Here is a 20,501-nt window from a genome sequence, read left to right as displayed (position 1 = left end):
TGCCTATATTGGCGGGGATTTCAAGTCAAACGCTACTCGGTGGTAATATTCGCTGTCTGACAGCAGGACAGGGCCTCTCTTCTCCGGGAACAGCCGGTTCACCTCACCCACAACGGCCGGATCACGACGGCATCCAACGCCATCTCTTGGCACCTTCGGGGGACTCTTGGTGGCTTACGAACCAGTGCCGGCGAGATCCCGCTCTGGGACTTCCCCCGCGGAACCCTGGCGCATCGTGAAGTTGCCAACTACAAGGTGTCCGGAGTCTTCGGCTGGAACAGCGTGCCCCACACGTGGTTGCGCGACGGGCCGTTGGGCGAAGGAATGGTTCAGGAAGATTCAGCGGCGCTCAGGAGAATGGCCGTGTTCGACGGCGTCCACCGCGTCAGTGCCGCACTCGAGGGTGAGTAGGGGCGGGACTTCGAAAACTGATTAAGCCAGCAGAAGCCGAGGCGCTTGCCGCCCGGTGCGGCGTGTTGCTCGAAGAGGGGCAGTTCCCGCCTCCCGGCGGCGAATCGTCAGCTGTTCCGTGGCCGCTTTTCAGATGCGCCGTCCGCGAAACCTCCAAGATCTTCATAAAGCTGAGGCCCTTACCGGTTCGCCGGGAAGGGCCTCAACTTTATGGATCCTGATGTAAGCGAAACTTCTGTAGTGTCAGAGACCCCGCCAGAGTGCCACGGGTCCTAGTAGTTGTTGAAAGACAGCTTCACTTTGCCATCCTCCACGCTGATATTGGCGCTCAGGGACACTGCGGTGGTGTCCGTTGTAGTTTTCCAATCAGAAGTCCCGAATCCATATGAGTTGTCCTTCTCATAGGTGACGGTCGCTTTACCGGGAGTCTCCGTGCGGACACGCCAAGGGGAAGTACCGTAGCCCTTGCTCACAACGAACGTGGGCTTGGTGGTGAGTGCCCAGCGGAAGTTCTTTGTATAGCGCGACGAACTGTAGCTGTTCAACGGGCAGTTGGCCGGCCTGGCCTCGGTGGACTTCACACATTCAGCTAGGTAGGCGTCGATTTGGGCCATCGCCTCCGACTTCAAGGTCTCGGAAGCTTCCACCTCAAGGCTGGCCACGGGGGAAGTTGAAACAGTTCCGATGTTCACCATCGCCGTCAGCTTCGGGGCCGTCAGGTATTTCTCCGAGGACGGCAACTCCACCGTGTACTCGCCGGGCAAGGCAGGGTAGGTCACGGAGCGATTGTCGGCAAGGTTAACGTCAACTGGCTGTCCGTTGATCAGGACCGTCTTCACCGGGGTGTCCGAGGAGATACGCAGGTTCCGGGGAGGCGCAGACTCCATGACCCAGTGGTCATCCAAAAACTCCGGGTTGGACTTACGCAAACTATAGGTCGTTTGCTGTTTCCGGCCGTCCTGATACATATCGGCAACCACGTTGGCTTTGTCGTTGGAGATATTCGTCGACACGATGTCGAACCTGTCGATGCGCTTGGCCGCCTTGGAATAGACCTCGTCAGAGAGAAGAACCCGCTGATCATTGGCAACGCCGGGATCGGCGATGGCCATCGCTTTGGACGCCTCGCCATTCTGCAGCGCCTGGAGGTAGCTGGCAACGGCCTTGTCGGGTCCATTGTTTCCCTTGATCACATCGACAGCGATAAACCCACCGACAATCAGTACGACGACGAGACCGGCTGCCCCCAAAATCAGACCAAGCTTGCGCTTTGCCTGGGCAGTCATGGGCTCTCTCGGTGACAGTGCCGGGTAGGCTCCAGCGGCAGCCGTCCCGTTTGGATCGTCTACGGCCGCAGTGGCAACCTGTTCCGCGACGACTGGCTGGGCAGGAGCGATCTTGTACGCCAAGGGCAAAGGCACGTACCTGCTCAACTGGGGCGCCAGATAGCGTGCTGAAACTTCCGTTGCGCCGCCCCACAGCAGCAGGAAGAACGGCGTCCACCACGCCAGCGTCATGCTGACGGCGCCCGAAGCCAACGACCCGGCGTCGAAAGTCCCCGTCACGCCGCTGAGCCACGTCATCAGCGTCCCGACAACGAGGAAGGCTGCAGGGAGCATAACCCAGTCGGCGATCTTGTTGCTCACCACCGGCCCCCGGCGGAGGTACCAGAAGACGGAAGCCACCACGACGGAAATTAGCGCCAGGAGAAGCATCAACCACCCTGCCCAACCCGGGACACCGAACTGGGTGAGCGCGTTTCCAAATCCAAAGCTGATGTCTGAACCTGAAGAATTGGACGATGAAGACATGCTTGAACCGGAATTCCAGGTGCGGCTGACGGCACTCAGGTGGCCCAGGCCGAACATGAAAAAGCCTGCCGTTGGCGCCCACAAGGGCGATGAGAGTGAGGCCTGCCATCCGGACTTTATGCCGACGGCAATCACCAGGACGGGAATCGCAATGGCAAGAAATACACCATAGTGAACCGCCGCAGTTTCAAAGGCCCGGCGAATTGCAGCACGCAGCCCGCTGCGGACGGAGAAACGTCGCGTACCTGACACGCGCCCCAAATATGCGGCGAGAGTTCCGAGGATCAATGCAAACGCCACAGAGCCAAAAGTCACTGCCCCGATCGGGCTGATCTTCACATTGGGAATCGGCAGGCTTACAGCAAAGATCGCCCCGATGATGTTGACCAAGAGAGTGAAAACGAGGCCTGCTGTCGCTGCCTCGATCCAGAATCCGGCTGTGGATTGGGCCTTGGACCGCTTGGCGGCAAACCGTGCGGCAAAAAACAGGACCGCACCCGAGATGGCAGTCAGCAACAGTGGAACAGCAAAGAATGACGCCGAACCGTGCACGCTACCGACGAACGGAATGGTTGCGTCGATGCTTGAGCCAAGCGCGCCAAGCTGGCTCAAGACCACCAACTGAACAGCGAATTGGCCTAGCAGGGACCACGGAGACGGCATTGTGCTGTCGCCGGACACCATTGAATTGGACGGTATTTCGGTGTTGCCGCCGTTGCTGACGGCGACACCTATCAATGCCAGAATCAGAAAGAGAAGTGCCGTGATGAGAACGGCCATATAGGAAACGGCCCCCACTAGGGCCCCGGGGATCAGCGATTTGAAGTCAAAGGAATTGAAAAGAGTGGACACCTGTGTACTTTTTGCCCCGGCTTCGTTGTGGCCGGAGTTCTCCGTGCCAGCGGCCGGTGGGCTGTCCGGCGCAGCATTGTGCGGGCCGGTATTTTGCGGCGGCCCGCCGGGCGTGGCAGGTGGTTGATGTGGTTCGGTCATAACAATTTCCCCCTTATTGTTCTTTTCCTGCTCATGGTGCCATACCCCGATACATCCCACGCGGTTGTCGTATCGCGTGGAGTGCCTCGGCATTGACACTACGAAAAATGCCGCCCTCCGTTCTGCAGGTGCGGCATTCTTCCATCAAACAAAAATCTAGACGTTGAAGCGGAACTCCACCACGTCGCCGTCGGCCATTACGTACTCTTTGCCTTCGATGCGGACCTTGCCACGGGACTTTGCCTCGGCCATGGAACCGGCGTCGATGAGGTCGTCGAAGGAGACAACTTCGGCCTTGATGAAGCCGCGCTGGAAATCAGAGTGGATCACGCCGGCGGCCTGGGGCGCGGTGTCGCCCTGCCGAATGGTCCAGGCACGAGTTTCCTTGGGACCGGCCGTGAGGTAGGTCTGCAGGCCGAGGGTGTGGAAGCCGACGCGCGCAAGCTGGTCCAGGCCGGACTCGCTCTGGCCGTTCATTTCCAACATCTCACGGGCTTCTTCCTCGTCCAGTTCAACGAGGTCGGCTTCGAGCTTGGCGTCGAGGAATACGGCATCTGCGGGAGCAACCAGGGCACGCAACTCGTCCTGCTTCTCCTGGTCGCCAAGAATGCCTTCGTCGGCGTTGAAGACGTAGATGAACGGCTTGGCAGTGAGAAGTCCGAGCTCCTTGAGGTGCCCCATCTCCAACTTGTCGCTCTTGATCGAAGAGAAGATGGTGTCACCGCGTTCCAGAACTGCCTGGGCAGCCTTGATGGCGGCCAGTTCGGCTGCTTCGCGCTTCTTGATCTTGACTTCTTTTTCGATACGCGGGATCGCGTTTTCGATGGTCTGAAGGTCTGCCAGGATCAGCTCGGTGTTGATGGTCTCCATGTCGGAGCGCGGATCTACCTTGCCGTCGACGTGAATCACGTCGGGGTCGTCAAATACGCGGACGACCTGCGCGATGGCCTCTGCCTCGCGGATGTTGGCAAGGAACTTGTTGCCCAGGCCTTCGCCCTCGGAGGCGCCCTTCACGATGCCGGCGATGTCCACGAAGGACACGGGAGCGGGAAGCAACTTCTGCGAACCGAAGATCTCCGCCAGCTTCGCCAGGCGGGGGTCCGGGAGGTTGACCACTCCCACGTTCGGTTCAATCGTTGCGAACGGATAGTTCGCCGCGAGCACCTGATTACGGGTCAGTGCGTTGAAAAGAGTTGATTTGCCGACGTTGGGCAGTCCGACGATGCCAATAGTAAGAGCCACGAGCATTGATTCTACCCGTTGGAACCACGTCCGCGGTTGTTCCCTCCCCCAATCGACGCCCCCGGCGGCAACCTCGCTAAAACTGTCGTACCCCTGTGACAGGGTTGCCACATGGATGGATTTGGATTGGTATTGGCCCTGCTCATGCTGCTGATTGGCGCTGCGGTTGGCCTCGCGGCCGGCTATGTTGTCTTCCGACGCCGGGGCGCTGGCCTGGAAGAAGACTTCGACGCCGTTTCGTCACGGCTTTCGGAGGTGACGGCACAGCTGGCAGCGGCCGACGCCGAACGGCGGCTCTTGTTTACACAGAACCGTGAGCTGAACGCAGCAAGGAATTCTGACGGCAGCGTCCTGCGTGCGCTCGCTCCCGTGGCGGAAAAGCTGACGGCAGTCCAGCAACAGGTTTCGCTCCTCGAACGGGACAGGGTGGAGCAGTACGGGCAACTCGCCCAGCAACTTCAGGACGCGCGTTCGTCCGACGAACAGCTCTTGCGGTCAACCCATGCTTTGGCCTCAGCTCTCCGTTCCAATAGCGCCCGCGGCCAGTGGGGCGAGGTTCAGCTGCGCAGGGTGGTGGAGGCCTCCGGGATGCTCCGGCACGTGGATTTCCATGAGCAGGTTCATTCCGGACGTAGTGACAACACCCTGCGGCCGGACCTGGTGGTCCAGCTTCCCGGTGGAAAGCAACTGGTGGTGGATGCCAAGGTACCGCTGGCTTCCTACCTCGCCGCGCAGGAACAACTCCACGGAGACGGCTCATTCGGCGAGTCGGTGGGACCTACCGTCAACCAAGACTCCAAGACCCTGCTGGCACAGCATGCAAAGGCGCTCAAGGCCCACATCGACGCTTTGGCGGCCAAAAAATACTGGGACATTCCGGGGAACTCGCCTGAGCTGGTGATCTGTTTCCTTCCGGCGGAATCCATTCTGGCGTCAGCCCTTGAGGCTGATCCCGCCCTGCTGGAACACGCATTGTCCAGGAACGTGGTTCTCGCGTCGCCCGGGACTTTGCTGGCGGTCCTCAAGTCGGTTGCCTTCACCTGGCGACAGGACGTCCTAACGGACAGCGCCCACGAGCTGTTCGAGCTCGCCAAGCAACTGTACGAGCGCATGGGCACACTTGGCGAGAACGTCGGCAAGTTGGGAAGCTCACTGAAGACATCCGTGGATCGCTACAACGCCATGGTGGGCACGCTGGAGGCTCGGGTACTCCCGACCGCGCGCAAGCTCAACACCATGGACGATGCGGGTCTTGCCGCTCCCATGTCTGTGGAGGCTGTCCCCCGCGCCTTGGCAGCCCCGGAACTGCTGGCCGTCGACACCCTCGGGCACCATGCCTCGACCAGCGACCATGAGGACAGCGAAGACCAGGAGTCAGCCGCTTAGGACGTAACCCCTCCTAACGAAACTGGCCCGTCGTGGAAGCTTTCCCGTAGGAAGGCGACCATGACGGGCCAGTTTTGTAAGGAGAAAGAGCTAGGAGGTCTGACGGTTTCCACGGCCGCCAAGGGCACGTGTCACGTCGCCGGCCTTCTTCAAGGTGGCCCGCAGTTCCTTTGGAAGCGAAAAAAGCAGGTCTTCCTCTGCTGTCACCACTTCCTGGACCTCGCCGTAGCCGTAGTCAGCCAGAAGCCGCAGAACATCTTTGACGAGCACTTCAGGGACAGAAGCGCCGGAGGTCACGCCCACGGTGGCAACGCCCTCGAACCAGGACTCGTCCACTTCATTGGCGAAGTCCACTCGGTACGAGCTCTTGGCACCATATTCGAGGGCTACCTCAACCAATCGCACGGAATTGGACGAGTTGGCCGAACCCACAACGATCACGAGGTCAGCCTGCGGGGCGATCTTCTTGATAGCCACCTGACGGTTGGTGGTGGCGTAGCAAATGTCGTCGCTGGGCGGATCCTGCAGCGTGGGGAACCGGTCCTTGAGAAGCCGAACAGTTTCCATGGTTTCGTCCACGCTGAGCGTGGTCTGCGAAAGCCAAATGGTCTTCTCCGGATCACGGACGGTGACCTTGTCTACCTCGTGGGGTCCGTTGATGATTTGGATATGCTCCGGGGCTTCACCGGCAGTTCCTTCGACTTCCTCATGGCCTTCGTGGCCGATGAGCAGGATGTCGTAGTCTTCCTTGGCGAAACGCACAGCTTCCTTGTGGACCTTCGTCACCAGGGGGCACGTTGCGTCGATGGTGCGCAATCCACGGTCCTCAGCCGATTGGACCACGGCAGGAGAGACTCCGTGTGCCGAGAAGATCACCAGTGCACCTTCGGGCACTTCGTCGGTTTCCTCGACGAAGATTGCCCCTTGCTCCTCCAGGGAACTGACCACATGCACATTGTGGACGATCTGCTTGCGCACATAAACGGGAGGGCCGTAGTGCTCCAAGGCCTTCTCCACAGCAATGACAGCCCGGTCCACGCCGGCGCAATAACCTCGCGGAGCCGCCAACAGGACCTTCTTGGGACCCGTGACGGGTGCCGCTGCCTGAACCTCTTCCGGGGAACGGCGTCTGCGGGGCACCGTGGGCATAGGAATGGAAACTGCTGTGCTGGTCATTCCTCCATGCTACCGGGCCGGACTTTGCCTCCACGCTCCCGGGCCAGACTTTAGCTGCGGGCCAAACGTGACCCTCGTCGCCCTGACACAACGGAAGCTATGACGCCGGCCACAAAGACTCCCCCGGACGACACCGCTGCGATCAGGATCCATTCGCCGAAGCCTGTCTTGGCTGCCGAGAGGAACTCCTGCTTGAACAGCTCAGCCACGCCATTTGCGCTGGACAGATTGCCAACCACTCCCCCGGCGATGTCCGCGCCGGCCGTCCAGAGAGCAGCGAGTGCCAAGCCGCCCAGTCCGAGGAAGACCAATACCAAGGACCGCCGACGTGCGGCGACAAGCGCCAATAGCACGGATATCAGGGCACCGAGTGCGGCTACCCACCACAGGGGTGCGAATGCCGCCACCCGCTCCACCAGCTGGCGGTGGGAGGGCTCCCCCAGGGACACTAAACTTTCCGCAGGAACATCAATCCGAATCCGGGTAGCCTCGGCGAAGTGATCACGGATGAGCCGAACCAAGGGACTGATATCAAGGACCAGGGCAGTACTGGTGCCGGCCTCCTCAGTTTGGTTCGCTGCACCGAAGTTCAACCTGTGGCTGTTGCGTACTGTCTCTTCCCACGCTTGAGGGTAGTCACTCCACGACTGCATGCCCGATGCAGCGCTGCGGAGTGCATCGGCCGCCAAGGACTGAATAGGTCCTGGTAGATCCACGGAGGACTCGAAGGTCCCAACAGCGGCCGTGGCCAGGCGGTTTTGGAATTCCGGATCGTTGCCCAATGCACCTGCTATGCGTACGAAGCCCTCTTCTTTGACGATGTTCTGGTCGACCCACGCCGTTGGAACGGCCACAGCTGTGAGAAGTAAGGCGAGGATCACTCCCAATGCTGAAACAAAAGTACGCAAGGTCATCCTCAGGTTCGGGGGCTATGGCACCATCCTAGGTCTGTCCACATGGCAGAAAAAATGTCCGAGGCGTCGCCCAAGCTATGGATAGAGTTGGAAGGCCGGTTGGCAACCACAGCCGCACCCCTGAGCGAGGACTATGACCATGCAGGAACAAACACGGCGACCGAACAAGGCATGGACTCCCCATGTCCGCTGAAGCTACACCGGAATCCACGCTGCCGGGGACTGCCGCCGAAACCAGCCCGGACAACCCCTGGCCCCTCCAATTGCTGTCCCGCAAGCTCAAGGCACACATAGAGCGGGCCCCGGCTGCATGGATCGAGGGTCAGGTCATTGAACTGAACCGCCGGGGTGGTAATGCTTTTCTGACACTGCGTGATGTGGACGCAGAAATTTCACTACCGGCATCGGTCTGGTCAACGGTGCTTGACCGCCAGAAGATACCCCTGGAACGGGGTTCCCGGGTGGTTGCCTTGGTCAAGGCGGACTTCTGGGTCAAGACCGGGCGCCTGAACATGTCGGTTAAGGACATTCGTCCGGTAGGGCTCGGCGACCTGCTGGCAAGGATTGAACGGCTGCGCCAAGCATTGGCAGCGGAGGGCCTGTTCGCAGATTCCCGGAAGCGCAAGCTCCCACTTCTCCCCCACCGCATTGGCCTCATCACCGGTCGGGATTCCGACGCCAAGAAGGACGTCATGCGCAATGCTGCCTTGCGCTGGCCAGCGGTTGAGTTTGACGTTCGCGAGGTAGCTGTCCAAGGCAACACCGCGGTTTCGCAGATCATCGCGGCCCTCAAGAAACTGGATGCCGACCCGCACGTGGATGTCATTGTCCTCGCCCGTGGTGGCGGCGCGCTGGAGGATCTCTTACCGTTCAGCAGCGAAGACCTCATTCGGGCCGTGTCTGCTGCGACCACCCCAATTGTTAGTGCGATCGGCCATGAAGCCGACCGTCCGATCCTGGACGATGTGGCGGACCTACGTGCGTCAACGCCTACTGACGCGGCCAAGCGCATAGTTCCGGACGTGGCCGAAGAATTGGCCATGGTTCGGCAGGCCCGGGACCATCTCCACCGAAGTATCAGCCGCATGGTGGACCGGGAGACTGATCGGCTTCATGCGCTGAGATCCCGGCCCGTATTGGCCACTCCTGCTTCAATGGTGGACGCCCGCTCTGAAGACATCCACCGCTTGCAGCGCAGGACCCATTCAGCGGTCAGCACCGCGGTCCTCAGGGCGTTGGACCAAGTCCACCACTTGCGTGCGCAGGTCCGTGCCCTGTCACCACAAAAAACACTGGACCGCGGTTATGCCGTTGTCCAGCTCCTCGGCGAGGACCAGGCGGGGCACCACGTGGTGAGCAGCCCAGAGGAAGCACCAGACGGGACGCCGCTAAGCATCCGCGTAGCTGAGGGCCGTTTCAGGGCTGTCTCAGCCGGCCACGGACAAATCGTCGAACACTAAGACTGCTGAAACCACCGTCACCACCACATCAAAGGACACCATGACTGAGAACAATCCAACGGCACCGGATTCCCTGGACAGCTTGAGCTATGAGGAAGCCCGCGAACAACTCGTGGCCGTCGTAGGACGCTTGGAGGCAGGCGGAGCCAGCTTGGAAGAATCGCTGGCGCTTTGGGAGCGTGGCGAGGCACTGGCCAAACGCTGCGAGGACTGGCTTGAGGGCGCACGCAAGCGTCTGGCCACGGCCCGTGATGCAAGCAGCGACGGCGGAGCCCCGGCCGGCAACAACTAACGCCCGCAACAATTAACGACATCAAAAGCCCCCACAACAGCCAGCAACGCCAGCAGCAAGCCGGCGGCCGGAATCGGAGAACCTAGGACTCCACCACGAGCGCACGCTCAGCGGCGACATCAAAGTCAGCCTTGGGCCAATCCAATTGCAAACCACCCAGGGCATCCAACAGCAGTTGCTGGACGGCGATGCGCGCGTACCACTTCTTGTTGGCGGGCACCACGTGCCAAGGTGCGATGTCGGTTGACGTTTTCTCGAACGCAATGCTGTACGCGTCCATGTAGTCATCCCAGTACGCACGTTCCGCGAGGTCGCCACGACTGTATTTCCAGTGCTTACTGGGATCGTCCAAGCGGGCGATAAGACGCTTTTTCTGCTCATCCTTGCTGATGTTCAGCATCACCTTGACGATGGTGGTTCCCTGCTCGTGCAGGCGTGACTCGAAGTCGTTGATCGCTGCGTACCGGCGCTCTAGTTCGCCAGCGTCAGCCCAGCCATGGACGCGATGGATCAAGACGTCCTCATACTGTGAACGATCAAAAACACCCACCATTCCGGCGGCAGGGGCTTGTTTTTCGATCCGCCAGAGGAAGTCGTGCGATTTTTCTTCGTCCGTCGGCGCCTTGAAAGCAGTCAGCTGCACACCTTGCGGGTCCATGGCTCCCACAACGTGGCTGACAATGCCGCCTTTGCCTGCAGTATCCATGGCCTGAAGAATGAGCAGGAGCCGCTTATGGCTACCGAACTTCCCTTCGGCAAAGAGCTTTTCCTGCAGTTCCGCAAGTCGATCATCCTGGGCGGCCAGCAGCGCCTTGCCATCAGCTTTCACACCGGTGTAGCCCGGGGTGGATTCGGGATCCACGCCAGCCAGCGAAAACCCCGACCCCACCCTCAGTACTTCGGCCGGACTTTTGGCGAACTCAACTGCAGCAGCCATTGGCATGCCTTTCTGCCCGGCCGCGCCCCCGTGGCGCGGCTATGGACCTCAGGCTAGTTGCCCGGGTACCTCGACAGGAAGTCCGCCATGCGACCAATGGCTTCTTCGATGTCCTTGACGTTGGGCAAGGTAACCATTCGGAAGTGATCCGGACGAACCCAGTTGAACGCACGCCCATGGGACACCAGGATTTTCTGTTCTTTCAACAGATCCAGGACAAACTTCTCGTCGTCCCTGATGTGGTAGACCTCTGGGTCCAGCTTCGGGAACAGATAAAGGGCACCCCGGGCCTGCTGGGTGCTGACGCCGGGGATGGCGTTCAGGAGGTCGTAGGCCTTGTTGCGCTGCTCCAGGAGCCGGCCACCGGGAAGGATGAGATCGTTGATGCTCTGGTAGCCGCCGAGCGCGGTTTGGATGGCGTGCTGTGCAGGCACGTTGGCACACAAGCGCATGTTGGCCAGCAGGTTGATGCCCTCAAGGTAATCAGCGGCATCCTTCTTTGGCCCGGAAATCGCCATCCAGCCCGCGCGGTAGCCGCAGACGCGGTAGGCCTTGGACAGGCCACTGAACGTCAGGCACAGGACGTCATCACCAGTAAGCCCGGCGAGGTTAACGTGAACTGCATCTTCGTAGAGGATTTTCTCGTAGATCTCGTCAGCGAAGAGAACCAGTCCATGCTTCTCTGCCAACGCAACGATCTTCTTGAGCGTCTCCTCCGGGTAGACGGCACCGGTGGGGTTATTGGGGTTGATCACCACAATGCCCTTGGTCCGCGGCGTGATCTTGGATTCCATGTCCTCAAGATCGGGCTGCCATCCGGACTCCTCATCACAGAGGTAGTGCACGGGACGGCCACTGGCAAGCGCCACGGAAGCCGTCCACAGCGGGTAGTCCGGCGTGGGAATCAGCACTTCGTCACCGTCGTCCAGGAGTGCCATGAGGGACATGGTGATGAGCTCGCTGACACCGTTGCCGAGGTAGATGTCGTCAACGTGGATGTTTTGGATGCCGCGCGTCTGGTAGTACTGCGAGACGGCGGTCCTGGCCGAGAAAATGCCACGGGAATCACTGTAGCCCTGAGCGTTGGGCAGGTGGCGGATCATGTCCACCAAGATGGCGTCAGGCGCTTCAAAACCAAAAGGGGCCGGGTTTCCGATGTTCAGTTTGAGGATCCGGTGACCCTCCGCTTCCATTTGCTGGGCGGCCTGAAGAATCGGTCCACGGATGTCGTAGAGGACATTATGAAGCTTGGTGGACTGCTTGAAATTCGCCATCCCTCAAATATGCCACACGGGTGATGGAGTTCAGCTGAGACTTGACTCACACATACAACGACGGCGGTGACGGTCCCGCGCGGGTCCGTCACCGCCGTCGTGCGCGGTTTTGTTCAGGTATTACTTGACGATGCCCTTGTCCTTCAGCCATGCGGCTGCGGCATCCTTGGGTGACTGCTTCTGGTCGCCGCTGACTGCGCGGTTCAGGTTGATCAGGTCGTCGGTGGTGAGGATCTTGGAGACGTTGTTGAGCGCTTCCTTGGCCTTGTCGGTCATCTTGGCTTCCTTGACCAACGGCAGGACCTGCTGTGCCTTGAAGTTGTTCTTCGGATCTTCCAGGACGACGAGGTCGTTATCTGCGATGGACGGCGTGGTGGTGTAGATGTCCGCCACCTGAACCTTGTCCTCCAAGAGAGCCTGGAGGGTCAGGTTGCCACCGCCGTCGTTGAAGGGCTGCAGGCCCTTGAGCTCGCAACCATAGTTGGCCTTCAGCCCCGGGAAGCCGTAGGCGCGGGTTTCAAACGTGGCTGGTGCAGCCATGGTGAAGTCCTTGCAGACCTTGGCCAGGTCCTCGATGGACTTCAACTGGTACTTCTCGGCCGTGGCCTTGGTGACCACCATGGCGTCCTTCGACTCGGCTTTCGCCGGCTCCAGGACCGCCAGGCCTTCCGGAAGCTTGCCCGGGAGCGCTTTGTAGACGTCCTCGGCAGAGACCTCAGCGGCCTCCGTGTCCACGTAGGAGAGAAGATTGCCGGAGTAATCCGGGACGAGGTCCACGGAACCGTCCTGGACGGCCTTGAAGTAGATCTCGCGCGAGCCGATGTTCGGCTTGGACGTGGCAGTGAGACCAGCTGCGTTGAGGGCGCCAACATAAATCTCTGCGATGACCTGGCTCTCGGGGAAGTCTGCCGAACCAACCACCAGCGAACCTCCCGCGGCGGAACCGCTGGGTGCCGCGGTGGAAGGCGTGGCCAAGGGGCTGCCGCCGCAAGCGCTCAACGCGAGGGCCACACCCAGTCCAGCGGCGAGGCCGCCGAGACCACGGCGCGTAAGGGTCATGGGGACGGGGTTTTTCATGGTGTACCTCCTTGAACGGCAGCCCCGGCAGGAACCGCGGCTGTGAGATCGTCGGCTGCCTTCTGGCGGCCGCTTGAGTCGAGGGTCAGGCCGGGCGAGATGACAAGCCTCTGCAGGCCGGCCAGGATCAGGTCCACTACGATGGCCAACCCCGCGATGAGCAGGGAGCCGCCGAGCATCCTGGGGAAATCCTGCAGAACCAGGCCGTCGAACAAGTATCGGCCAAGCCCACCCAAGGGAAGATAGGCAACCACTGAGACTGTTGCGATGACCTGCAGAACCGCGGTGCGGATGCCGCCGAACATCACCTGCAGTCCGTTGGGCACTTCCACCCGGAAGAGGATCTGAAGTTCGCTCATGCCCATGGCCCGGGCAGCGTCCACAACGGTGGCATCAACGCTGGAAATACCGGCATAGGTCCCGGCCAGCAGCGGCGGCACCGTAAGGATGACCAGCGCCCACACGGGAGGCATCAAGCCACTACCGGCGAGCAACGCGAAGAGGACCAGCAAACCGAGTGTCGGAAGGGCGCGTAATGCTCCGGCGACAGCGACTGCGACAACGCGGCCGCGCCCGGTGTGCCCGATGTAGAGACCAATTGGCACCGCAATGGCGGCGGCGATGAGGAGCACCAGTGCGCTGTACTGCAGGTGCTCCAGCAAACGGGTGGGGATTCCACCGCTTCCGGTCCAGTTCTTGGGGTTCGTCAGCCAGGCGATGGTTTCAGCAAAGATGTTCATGCCGATGCCCCGGGGTCCGGGCGGAGTGCCGCGTGCGGCGTTGCGGGTCCGGCCTTGGGCTCGGTGAGAAGTGTGTTGGCGTCCGGGCGCGACGACTTTCCACCGGCCGCACGGGTCCATGGCGTCAGGAGCCGCTCCAGGACCACCAGAACTGCGTCCATCAGCAGGGCCAGCACCAGAATCGCGATGATGCCCACCACAACTTCAGTAATGAACGTACGCTGCAGGCCGTCAGTAAACAGGACGCCAAGGTTGCCTACTCCCAGGAGGGCAGCAACGCTCACCAGGGAGATATTGCTGACTGACACAACTCGAAGTCCTGCGAAGAGCACAGGCAATGACAACGGAAGGTCCACTTGGAAGAAGCGGGCCAGGGGTTTGAAACCCATGGCAACGGCAGCATTTCGAAGGTCGTCATCCACGGAATCGAAAGCGTCCATCGCGGCACGGACCAGCAGTGCCACTGCATAGATGGTCAGGGCCACCACCACGTTCAGCGGATCCAGGATCCGCGTGCCAAGGATGGTGGGAAGAATGATGAACAGGGCCAGTGAGGGAATGGTGTACAGCAAGGAGGTAGCTGTTGCCACCACTGACCTGAGCGTGCTGTTGCGCCTGGCCAGCTGGGCCAAAGGGACCGAAATCAGCAGGCCAAGGATCATGGGAATGATGGCGAGCACCATGTGCTGACCGGCCAGCCCCAGGACCATGCCACTGTTGGCAAGGAACCACTCCATCAGGTGGCATCCTCCCTGTGGTGGCGGACTTCTTCGATAAGTGCAAGGACTTCCGGCGCCTTCAGGACTCCTGCCACCCGGCCGTCGTCGTCCACCGCAACGCCAAGGCCCGACGGCGACGACAACGCCGCATCCAGCGCGCGGCGCAGCGTATCTCCCTTGCGGAACAGCGAACCTCCCGGGATCAACCCGGCACCATCCCGCGGTGAAGACCACCCGAGTGGCCTCGAATCGTCGTCGACAACCAGCGCCCACTCCCCCGATTGGCGGCCCGCATGGTGGCCGTCGGAAGGACTCACCATGGTGACAGGGTGCAAGGTCACAGCGTCAGCGGCGTTGAAGGCAAGGTGGCGGAAGCCTCGGTCGCGTCCCACGAAGGAGGCGACGAAGTCATTCGCAGGCGCCCGAAGGATCTCTTCCGGAGCCGCGTACTGCGCAAGTTTGCCCCCGACGGCGAAGACAGCCACTTTGTCGCCAAGAACAGTGGCTTCATCGATGTCGTGCGTAACAAACACAATGGTCTTGGCCAGTTCCCGCTGCAGACGCAAAAGTTCCTGCTGCAGTTCGTCACGGACCACCGGATCCACTGCGCTGAAGGGTTCGTCCATCAGCAGGACCGGCGGGTCAGCAGCGAGCGCCCGGGCAACTCCGACGCGCTGCTGCTGACCACCCGAGAGTTGTGACGGGTACCGCTTGCCGAGGACGGAAGCCAGCCCGACGACGTCGAGCAGTTCCGCAGCGCGCTTCCGCGCCGCTGCCTTGGGTACGCCGTTGAGCCGTGGAACGGTGGCGATGTTGTCCAGAACAGAACGGTGCGGAAGAAGGCCCGAAGACTGCATGACGTAGCCCATGGAACGGCGGAGCTTGGCCGCGGGAACTTGCGAGACATCTTCCCCTGCAACAGTGATGGTTCCACTGGTGGGCTCCACCATCCGGTTGATCATGCGCAGGGAAGTCGTTTTACCGCAGCCCGAAGGGCCAACAAACACGGTTATGGCGCCCTTGTCGATGGACATGGTGAGGGCATCCACCGCCGGTTGCCCGCCCTGGTATTTCTTGGTGACGCTCTTGAACTCAATCATGGCTTCGGCCATACCCGGGCTTACCTATCTGTGGTAGAGAACATCGGTAGAGCCAGATGATCATATGCACTCTTATTACTTGGCTGCAAAGCAATCTTCACCCAGCGTAGCCAGCACCACCGACGATGTCAGCGCCGCCACGAGTTCCGTAATGAATCGGCAATGTTCAGCGTTTACGTCGCTTGCCGCCCTTCCCGGCCCGTTCCTCGGCCTGATCGTGCTTGTATCGTTCTGCTGCACGCTGGCCTCGGTCCGCTGACATCACCTTTTGGTGCCATTCGCGCTGGTAGGCACGACGGGCCGCCGCGTCATGTTTCCTGGCCAAGGCCGCCAGTTCGCGTTGCAGCTTCAGGTAGCTGGCCCAGCGCCGGGGATCAAGGATTTCCTCCGCGAGCGCCTCTTGGACTGCGCATCCTGGTTCAGCTTGGTGAGCGCAGTCCGTGAAGCGGCACCGGGAGAAGAGTTCCTCCAGATCGCCAAACATTTCGTCCATTCCCTCGTCCGCATCGAAGAGCCCGAACCCGCGGACTCCCGGCGTATCCATCAGCACTGCGCCACCGGCCAGAGGCACCAACTCGCGCGAGGTGGTGGTGTGTTTGCCCTTGCCGTCGCCGGCCCGGACCTCGCCTGTCTGCTGGAGCTCACGCCCCGCAAGGGCGTTGATAAGCGTCGATTTCCCGGCACCGGAAGGACCCAGCAGAACCAAGGTGGCGCCTTCAGGAATGCGCTGCATCAATTCGTCGAGGCCATCGCCCTGCTCCGCGGAGGTGGTAACTACGTCAACGCCTGCGGCCTGAACGATGACCTCTCCCACGACCTCGTCGGCAAGGTGTGCGAGGTCGGCTTTGGTGATAACCACAAGCGGTGTGGCACCGGAATCCCAGGCAGCCACCAACGTCCGTTCGAGTCGGTTATGGGTCAGCGGACGGTCCACGGGGACCACCACTGCAACAATGTCGATGTTGCTGCCCAGTATCTGTTCCTCGGACGAGGCTTCAAAGGCCCGCTTACGGCTCAGCGCGGAATGCCGAGGAAGGACCTCGACGACGGCAGGCTCACCGGCGTTGTTGTGGCCGAGCCATACCCAGTCCCCGGTGGCCGGAACAAGACCATGGGTGGGATAGGGCAAATGCAGGAGACTTTCGGCGGATGCGACCAGCACCCGGTTCCGGTCTAACCGCACTACACGGCCGGGGGTGGCTGCTTCTTGGTTCCCGGGGGCGCCGTGGGCGCGGAAAAGCTCTGCGGTTTTGTCGGTGAAGCCGTACTGCACTGGTCCGTGAAATTGGTGAGTGGCGTGAAATTGGTGAGTGGGAAGCTGCTTGGTGGAACTAAAAGAAGGGTCGCTTGAAGCGTAAGTGTTCAATGTAATGCCTCTGAGGAGGCCCGGCCGCCTAGTTCGGGCAGGCTGATGCCGGGACAGGAATGGTGGGCTGATGACGGCGCGCCGCAACTGAGTGCGGGGCGCGCAAGATCGTGGCAACCATCAAATCCACCTCCTCGGCATCCAGACCGGCTTCAATGGAACCGGCAACGATGTTCAGCGTAGTCAACATCGGGCACTTTTGGCTAGGCCTTATGGCCCAAACTTCCGGTTGGCTTAGCTCAGCTTTCCGTCCGCCGGGCGCTCCCGGTGCAGGCGCAGTGCCGTGTCCACCAACGACACCCGGTTGAGTTTCCCGATGTCCTTCAGGGGGATCCACGCGGCGTGTGTGGTGCTCCCATCCACCTCATGGGTCAGTTCTCCGCCCACCACCGTTGCCTCGTAGACCAGTCGGAGGGCCTGAAAATCCTTGACCGAACCGTCGGGGCGGACATCAGCAGGCCAATGGCCGACGTCGATACCCAGCATGCGGTCAATGCGCGCTTCATATCCGGTTTCCTCGAAAACTTCACGCCTGCAGCCGTCCACCGGATGTTCCGCCAGATCCAGGCCTCCGCCCGGTAGCGTCCATCCTTCCTTGCCGTCCTGCTTCCAATACGCCAGCAGGATCTTGTCCTCCTGGACTATCACGGCGTAAGCGGCTGGGCGGGTATCGAACTGCAGCGTCATGGAGTCAGCATAAATGCTCGGGCCGGACTCTATGGAAGGTGGGCCGCCGCGATCGGACCCGCTTCTACGGGACCCAGGTCAGGCGCTTCGCGAAGTTCGACGACGGTCCCTGGGTTCCCCAGTTCCAGCACCTTGATGCTGTTTCGGCCGGTTTTAAGCAAAGGAGCGGGTGCGTACAGCGTCACCTGTGGACCTTTCTCCCAGTACCTGCCCACGAGGAAGCCATTGAGCCAGACGAAGCCCTTCTCTGAGTCGGGCAAGGCAATGTAAGTGTCGGCCGGTTGCCCCACCTCGAAGTCAACGCCTGCCAACCCCTCGAGGTCTTCCTGCGTCCAGTCGGCGAGGGCAACAGGTGTCTGCGTCCAGTGGAAGGTGTAGCGCTGGTTGACGAGCACGCCGCCCAGAATTCCCTTCCCGTGGCCCGTCAGGGGTCCGTAGTTGATGCGGCCGAGGTTCTCGACCAGAATCTCAAGCTTGGCGGGGGTGCCTGTGCCACTGACGGGCAAACCCTCGGAGCCGTTGACGTCGTCCAGGACACCAGCAAAGGTGCCATCCACCCACACGTAGGCACGGTCATTGAGGCCGGTGATCTTTACTCGGCTCTCCGAGGGAGCACCGGGACGGCCGGGAAGGATGGCTTCGGCGGTGTAGAGGACCATGCCGGCGTCGACTCCCAGCTGCTCGAAGCTGAGCGGCCTGACGCTGCTGACAGGTTTGCCGGCATTCCGCACAAGCTCAAGCAGGTCCGGACCCGCGGTCAAAGGCAGGGACTGCGCCGGAAGTACCGGTGCCTCAGCTAGCAACTCCACAGGGAGTTCGGGCAGATCCTCAATGCCCTGGGCCCGGTAGAACTCCTTGCGGAAGGCATGGAATTTGGGCGTCAGGGCACCGTTCTCGGCGATGGGCGCGTCTGAGTCGTAGCTGGTAACCGTCGGCTGCAGCATGGTGCCATCGTGATTGCTGCCGGAAGTGAGGCCGAAGTTAGTTCCGCCGTGGGCCATGTAGACGCAGAGTGAGCCACCAAGATCGAGCATCTTGCGTGCTTCCAACACGGCGTCTTTAGCGTCCCGGCGGTGATGGTGTTCGCCCCAGTGGTCGAACCAGCCGCCCCAGAACTCAACGTTGAAGAACGGCTCGCCGGGCCGGCGTCGCTGCCATGTAGCTACTGCTTCGTCGCCCCGGCTGCCCAGCGTTGCCGTCGCCCATGTTCCCTCGATGGATCCGCCGTCGAGGAAATAGTCCGTGCCGCCGTCGGCCGTGAACAGGAGCTCGGTGATGCCGCGCTCTTCCAGGACGCGTCGGTTCCAGCGGATGTACTCGTGATCATCGCCGTAGCTGCCGTATTCGTTTTCAATCTGAACGGCCACCACCGGACCGCCCGCGGATGCCTGCCGTGAGGCGATGATCGGGACCAGGTGATCGAACCACTCCTCGATCTCAGCTGTGAACACCGGGTCCATGCAGCGCAGACCGATACCGGGAATGCCTGTCAGCCAGGCAGGGAAGCCGCCGTTGTCCCACTCTGCACAGATATACGGGCCAGGGCGAACAATGACGTCCAGCCCCTCCTCAGCCGCGAGGTCAATGAAGCGGCCCAAATCCCGCCAACCACTGAAGTCCGGCGCCTCCTCGCGCTTAGGCTGGTGGAAGTTCCAAGCGACGTACGTGTCCACCGTGTTAGCGCCCATCGCCTTAAGTCGACGCAGCCGGTCCTGCCACAGGTCCGGGTGGACACGGAAGTAGTGGATGGCCCCGGCGAGGATGCGATACGGTTCACCCGAACGGTAAAGGACGGCGTCGTGGTAGCTCAGGAGGGCGTTGTTCACGTGGAACAGATTAGCTCAATTTCCAACATTTATGCACAGGCGATGATCACATGACCAATCTAGATACTTCCCCCGCACAGGAAGTCTGCCCCGCGGCGCCGGAAGGTCAAGGTCCCTGCGTTCAGCTGTGGCCCGAGCGCGAGGTTCCGCTGGGAGGCGTGCGCGCCATGAACGTCATGAGGACCTTGCCCCAGCGGGGACTGCCAACTGTGGGCGCCTGGTGTTTCCTGGACAGCTTCGGGCCCGACCGGGTGGCCATGAGCGTACTCCCCCACCCCCATTGCGGACTTCAAACGGTCACCTGGCCCATGGAAGGTGCCGTGCGGCACCGCGACAGCGTGGGCAGCGATGTAGTGGTCCGGCCAGGCGAGTTGAACATCATGACCGCTGGCCATGGCATCTCCCATTCAGAGTTCTCCGTCCTTCCGGCCACTACCGAAAAAGGGTCCAGTCCGCTGGTGGCAGAAATTCCGATGTCCCGAGGACTCCAGCTATGGGTTGCCCTTCCGGAGGAGCATCGGCACCGTGCGCCGTCATTTGAACAGGTGAGGGACCTGCCGGTGGCGGTGGGCGAAGGCTTTACGGCCACCGTGATGGTGGGCGAATTCGCTGGGCAGCGCTCCCCCGCCACGATGTTCAGCCCGATTGTCGGAGCCGATATCACCGGTACCGGGTCCCTTGAACTGCCGCTGCGGCCCGACTTCGAGCACGCCGTACTGGTCCTGGATGGCCACGTCGTGATCGATGGCCAGGACATCGAGGCTGGCCCTCTGGCCTACTTGGGGGCCGGCAGGTCCAGCCTTGCCGTCCAAGCGCAACCGGACACCCGCTTCATGCTCCTCGGCGGCGAACCGTTCGGCGAAGACCTGCTCATGTGGTGGAACTTCGTGGGCAGGACGCATGAGGAAGTGGAAAAGGCCCGTGAGGAGTGGGAAGCCGAAGGATTGCTCGACGACGACGCTGCCGCCAGCTCACGCTTCGGCTTCGTCCCCGGGCATGGTCCTGATGCAGGACCGGAGGCTGGCCGCATTCCCGCCCCGCCGCTGCCGGGCGTTAAACTGCGGCCACGAACCCGCGGCTAAGTTTTTTT

18 protein-coding genes and 1 pseudogene are annotated in these 20,501 nt (G+C 61.3%); 5 read left to right on the top strand and 14 right to left on the bottom strand.

The features are described from left to right. Positions 1 to 120: 120 nt before the first annotated feature. A pseudogene (locus M1D89_RS09170) lies at positions 121 to 542 on the top strand (protein kinase family protein); the annotation flags it as partial. Between the two features lie 141 nt (positions 543 to 683). Here M1D89_RS09170 and M1D89_RS09165 read toward each other — a convergent pair. Then, on the bottom strand, positions 684 to 3,215 hold the full coding sequence (locus M1D89_RS09165) for a hypothetical protein (protein WP_498649959.1): 2,532 nt from the start codon (positions 3,213 to 3,215) through the stop codon (positions 684 to 686). Between the two features lie 156 nt (positions 3,216 to 3,371). Continuing rightward, positions 3,372 to 4,457 (bottom strand): redox-regulated ATPase YchF, encoded by a 1,086-nt coding sequence (ychF, locus tag M1D89_RS09160; RefSeq protein WP_026005753.1) that lies wholly within the window; start codon positions 4,455 to 4,457, stop codon positions 3,372 to 3,374. 111 nt (positions 4,458 to 4,568) lie between these two features. Here ychF and M1D89_RS09155 point away from each other — a divergent pair, with 111 nt between their 5' ends. Continuing rightward, entirely contained in the window at positions 4,569 to 5,843 is a 1,275-nt protein-coding gene (locus M1D89_RS09155) for a DNA recombination protein RmuC (RefSeq protein WP_498649956.1), read from the top strand. A 90-nt stretch (positions 5,844 to 5,933) separates the two neighbouring features. Here the strand turns inward: M1D89_RS09155 and M1D89_RS09150 are convergent, their stop codons facing one another. Further along, positions 5,934 to 7,019: a 4-hydroxy-3-methylbut-2-enyl diphosphate reductase gene (locus tag M1D89_RS09150; protein WP_024817476.1), complete on the bottom strand. Its 1,086-nt coding sequence runs from the start codon at positions 7,017 to 7,019 to the stop codon at positions 5,934 to 5,936. A 50-nt stretch (positions 7,020 to 7,069) separates the two neighbouring features. Continuing rightward, a complete protein-coding gene (locus M1D89_RS09145; RefSeq protein ID WP_498649954.1) occupies positions 7,070 to 7,933 on the bottom strand; it encodes a hypothetical protein in 864 nt (287 codons plus the stop codon). Between the two features lie 182 nt (positions 7,934 to 8,115). On the opposite strand from M1D89_RS09145, the gene xseA reads away from it, so the two are divergent. After that, positions 8,116 to 9,393 (top strand): exodeoxyribonuclease VII large subunit, encoded by a 1,278-nt coding sequence (gene xseA, locus M1D89_RS09140; RefSeq protein ID WP_498649952.1) that lies wholly within the window; start codon positions 8,116 to 8,118, stop codon positions 9,391 to 9,393. A 40-nt stretch (positions 9,394 to 9,433) separates the two neighbouring features. Then, positions 9,434 to 9,685, top strand: coding sequence for an exodeoxyribonuclease VII small subunit (locus M1D89_RS09135; protein WP_498649950.1), 252 nt, complete (start codon positions 9,434 to 9,436; stop codon positions 9,683 to 9,685). Positions 9,686 to 9,767: 82 nt separating this feature from the next. On the opposite strand, the gene M1D89_RS09130 is transcribed toward M1D89_RS09135, so the two are convergent. From M1D89_RS09130 to M1D89_RS09085, 10 genes are all read right to left on the bottom strand, one after another. Then, positions 9,768 to 10,622 (bottom strand): polyphosphate kinase 2 family protein, encoded by an 855-nt coding sequence (locus M1D89_RS09130; RefSeq protein ID WP_498649948.1) that lies wholly within the window; start codon positions 10,620 to 10,622, stop codon positions 9,768 to 9,770. A gap of 53 nt (positions 10,623 to 10,675) precedes the next feature. Beyond that, a complete protein-coding gene (locus tag M1D89_RS09125) occupies positions 10,676 to 11,896 on the bottom strand; it encodes a pyridoxal phosphate-dependent aminotransferase (protein WP_498649946.1) in 1,221 nt (406 codons plus the stop codon). A gap of 120 nt (positions 11,897 to 12,016) precedes the next feature. Next, on the bottom strand, positions 12,017 to 12,973 hold the full coding sequence (locus tag M1D89_RS09120; RefSeq protein ID WP_498649945.1) for an ABC transporter substrate-binding protein: 957 nt from the start codon (positions 12,971 to 12,973) through the stop codon (positions 12,017 to 12,019). Next, a complete protein-coding gene (locus M1D89_RS09115; protein WP_498649944.1) occupies positions 12,970 to 13,713 on the bottom strand; it encodes an ABC transporter permease in 744 nt (247 codons plus the stop codon). The genes M1D89_RS09120 and M1D89_RS09115 overlap by 4 nt, the downstream gene beginning before the upstream one ends. Beyond that, complete coding sequence (locus M1D89_RS09110; protein WP_498649942.1) at positions 13,710 to 14,450, bottom strand: ABC transporter permease; 741 nt, start codon at positions 14,448 to 14,450, stop codon at positions 13,710 to 13,712. Before M1D89_RS09110 ends, M1D89_RS09115 begins: the two co-directional genes overlap by 4 nt. Beyond that, a complete protein-coding gene (locus tag M1D89_RS09105; protein ID WP_402934083.1) occupies positions 14,450 to 15,544 on the bottom strand; it encodes an ABC transporter ATP-binding protein in 1,095 nt (364 codons plus the stop codon). The genes M1D89_RS09110 and M1D89_RS09105 overlap by 1 nt, the downstream gene beginning before the upstream one ends. 154 nt (positions 15,545 to 15,698) lie before the next feature. After that, a complete protein-coding gene (rsgA, locus tag M1D89_RS09100; protein ID WP_498649939.1) occupies positions 15,699 to 16,898 on the bottom strand; it encodes a ribosome small subunit-dependent GTPase A in 1,200 nt (399 codons plus the stop codon). Between the two features lie 28 nt (positions 16,899 to 16,926). Continuing rightward, positions 16,927 to 17,088 carry a hypothetical protein gene (locus M1D89_RS09095; RefSeq protein ID WP_498649937.1) on the bottom strand — a complete coding sequence of 54 codons (162 nt, stop codon included), beginning with the start codon at positions 17,086 to 17,088 and terminating at the stop codon, positions 16,927 to 16,929. A 44-nt stretch (positions 17,089 to 17,132) separates the two neighbouring features. Further along, positions 17,133 to 17,585, bottom strand: a complete 453-nt coding sequence (locus tag M1D89_RS09090; protein ID WP_498649935.1) for an NUDIX hydrolase — start codon at positions 17,583 to 17,585, stop codon at positions 17,133 to 17,135. Between the two features lie 29 nt (positions 17,586 to 17,614). Continuing rightward, positions 17,615 to 19,411, bottom strand: a complete 1,797-nt coding sequence (locus M1D89_RS09085; protein ID WP_498649933.1) for a glycoside hydrolase family 35 protein — start codon at positions 19,409 to 19,411, stop codon at positions 17,615 to 17,617. Positions 19,412 to 19,461: 50 nt separating this feature from the next. Between M1D89_RS09085 and M1D89_RS09080 the strand changes: the two genes are divergently transcribed. Then, positions 19,462 to 20,493, top strand: coding sequence for a pirin family protein (locus M1D89_RS09080; RefSeq protein WP_498649931.1), 1,032 nt, complete (start codon positions 19,462 to 19,464; stop codon positions 20,491 to 20,493). Positions 20,494 to 20,501 lie beyond the last annotated feature (8 nt).

The organism is Arthrobacter sp. D3-18 (assembly GCF_054408525.1).
This window is presented reverse-complemented; position numbering and strand designations above follow the sequence as displayed.

Bases quoted from the DNA above. Each gene is read 5' to 3' on its own strand.
- M1D89_RS09105 (WP_402934083.1), bottom strand. From the start codon at position 15,544: ATGGCCGAAGCCATGATTGAGTTCAAGAGCGTCACCAAGAAATACCAG.
- M1D89_RS09115 (WP_498649944.1), bottom strand. From the start codon at position 13,713: ATGAACATCTTTGCTGAAACCATCGCCTGGCTGACGAACCCCAAGAAC.
- M1D89_RS09125 (WP_498649946.1), bottom strand. From the start codon at position 11,896: ATGGCGAATTTCAAGCAGTCCACCAAGCTTCATAATGTCCTCTACGAC.
- M1D89_RS09150 (WP_024817476.1), bottom strand. From the start codon at position 7,019: ATGACCAGCACAGCAGTTTCCATTCCTATGCCCACGGTGCCCCGCAGA.
- M1D89_RS09145 (WP_498649954.1), bottom strand. From the start codon at position 7,933: ATGACCTTGCGTACTTTTGTTTCAGCATTGGGAGTGATCCTCGCCTTA.
- M1D89_RS09110 (WP_498649942.1), bottom strand. From the start codon at position 14,450: ATGGAGTGGTTCCTTGCCAACAGTGGCATGGTCCTGGGGCTGGCCGGT.
- M1D89_RS09155 (WP_498649956.1), top strand. From the start codon at position 4,569: ATGGATGGATTTGGATTGGTATTGGCCCTGCTCATGCTGCTGATTGGC.
- M1D89_RS09095 (WP_498649937.1), bottom strand. From the start codon at position 17,088: ATGTTGACTACGCTGAACATCGTTGCCGGTTCCATTGAAGCCGGTCTG.
- M1D89_RS09080 (WP_498649931.1), top strand. From the start codon at position 19,462: ATGACCAATCTAGATACTTCCCCCGCACAGGAAGTCTGCCCCGCGGCG.
- M1D89_RS09090 (WP_498649935.1), bottom strand. From the start codon at position 17,585: ATGACGCTGCAGTTCGATACCCGCCCAGCCGCTTACGCCGTGATAGTC.
- M1D89_RS09165 (WP_498649959.1), bottom strand. From the start codon at position 3,215: ATGACCGAACCACATCAACCACCTGCCACGCCCGGCGGGCCGCCGCAA.
- M1D89_RS09130 (WP_498649948.1), bottom strand. From the start codon at position 10,622: ATGGCTGCTGCAGTTGAGTTCGCCAAAAGTCCGGCCGAAGTACTGAGG.
- M1D89_RS09120 (WP_498649945.1), bottom strand. From the start codon at position 12,973: ATGAAAAACCCCGTCCCCATGACCCTTACGCGCCGTGGTCTCGGCGGC.
- xseA (WP_498649952.1), top strand. From the start codon at position 8,116: ATGTCCGCTGAAGCTACACCGGAATCCACGCTGCCGGGGACTGCCGCC.
- M1D89_RS09135 (WP_498649950.1), top strand. From the start codon at position 9,434: ATGACTGAGAACAATCCAACGGCACCGGATTCCCTGGACAGCTTGAGC.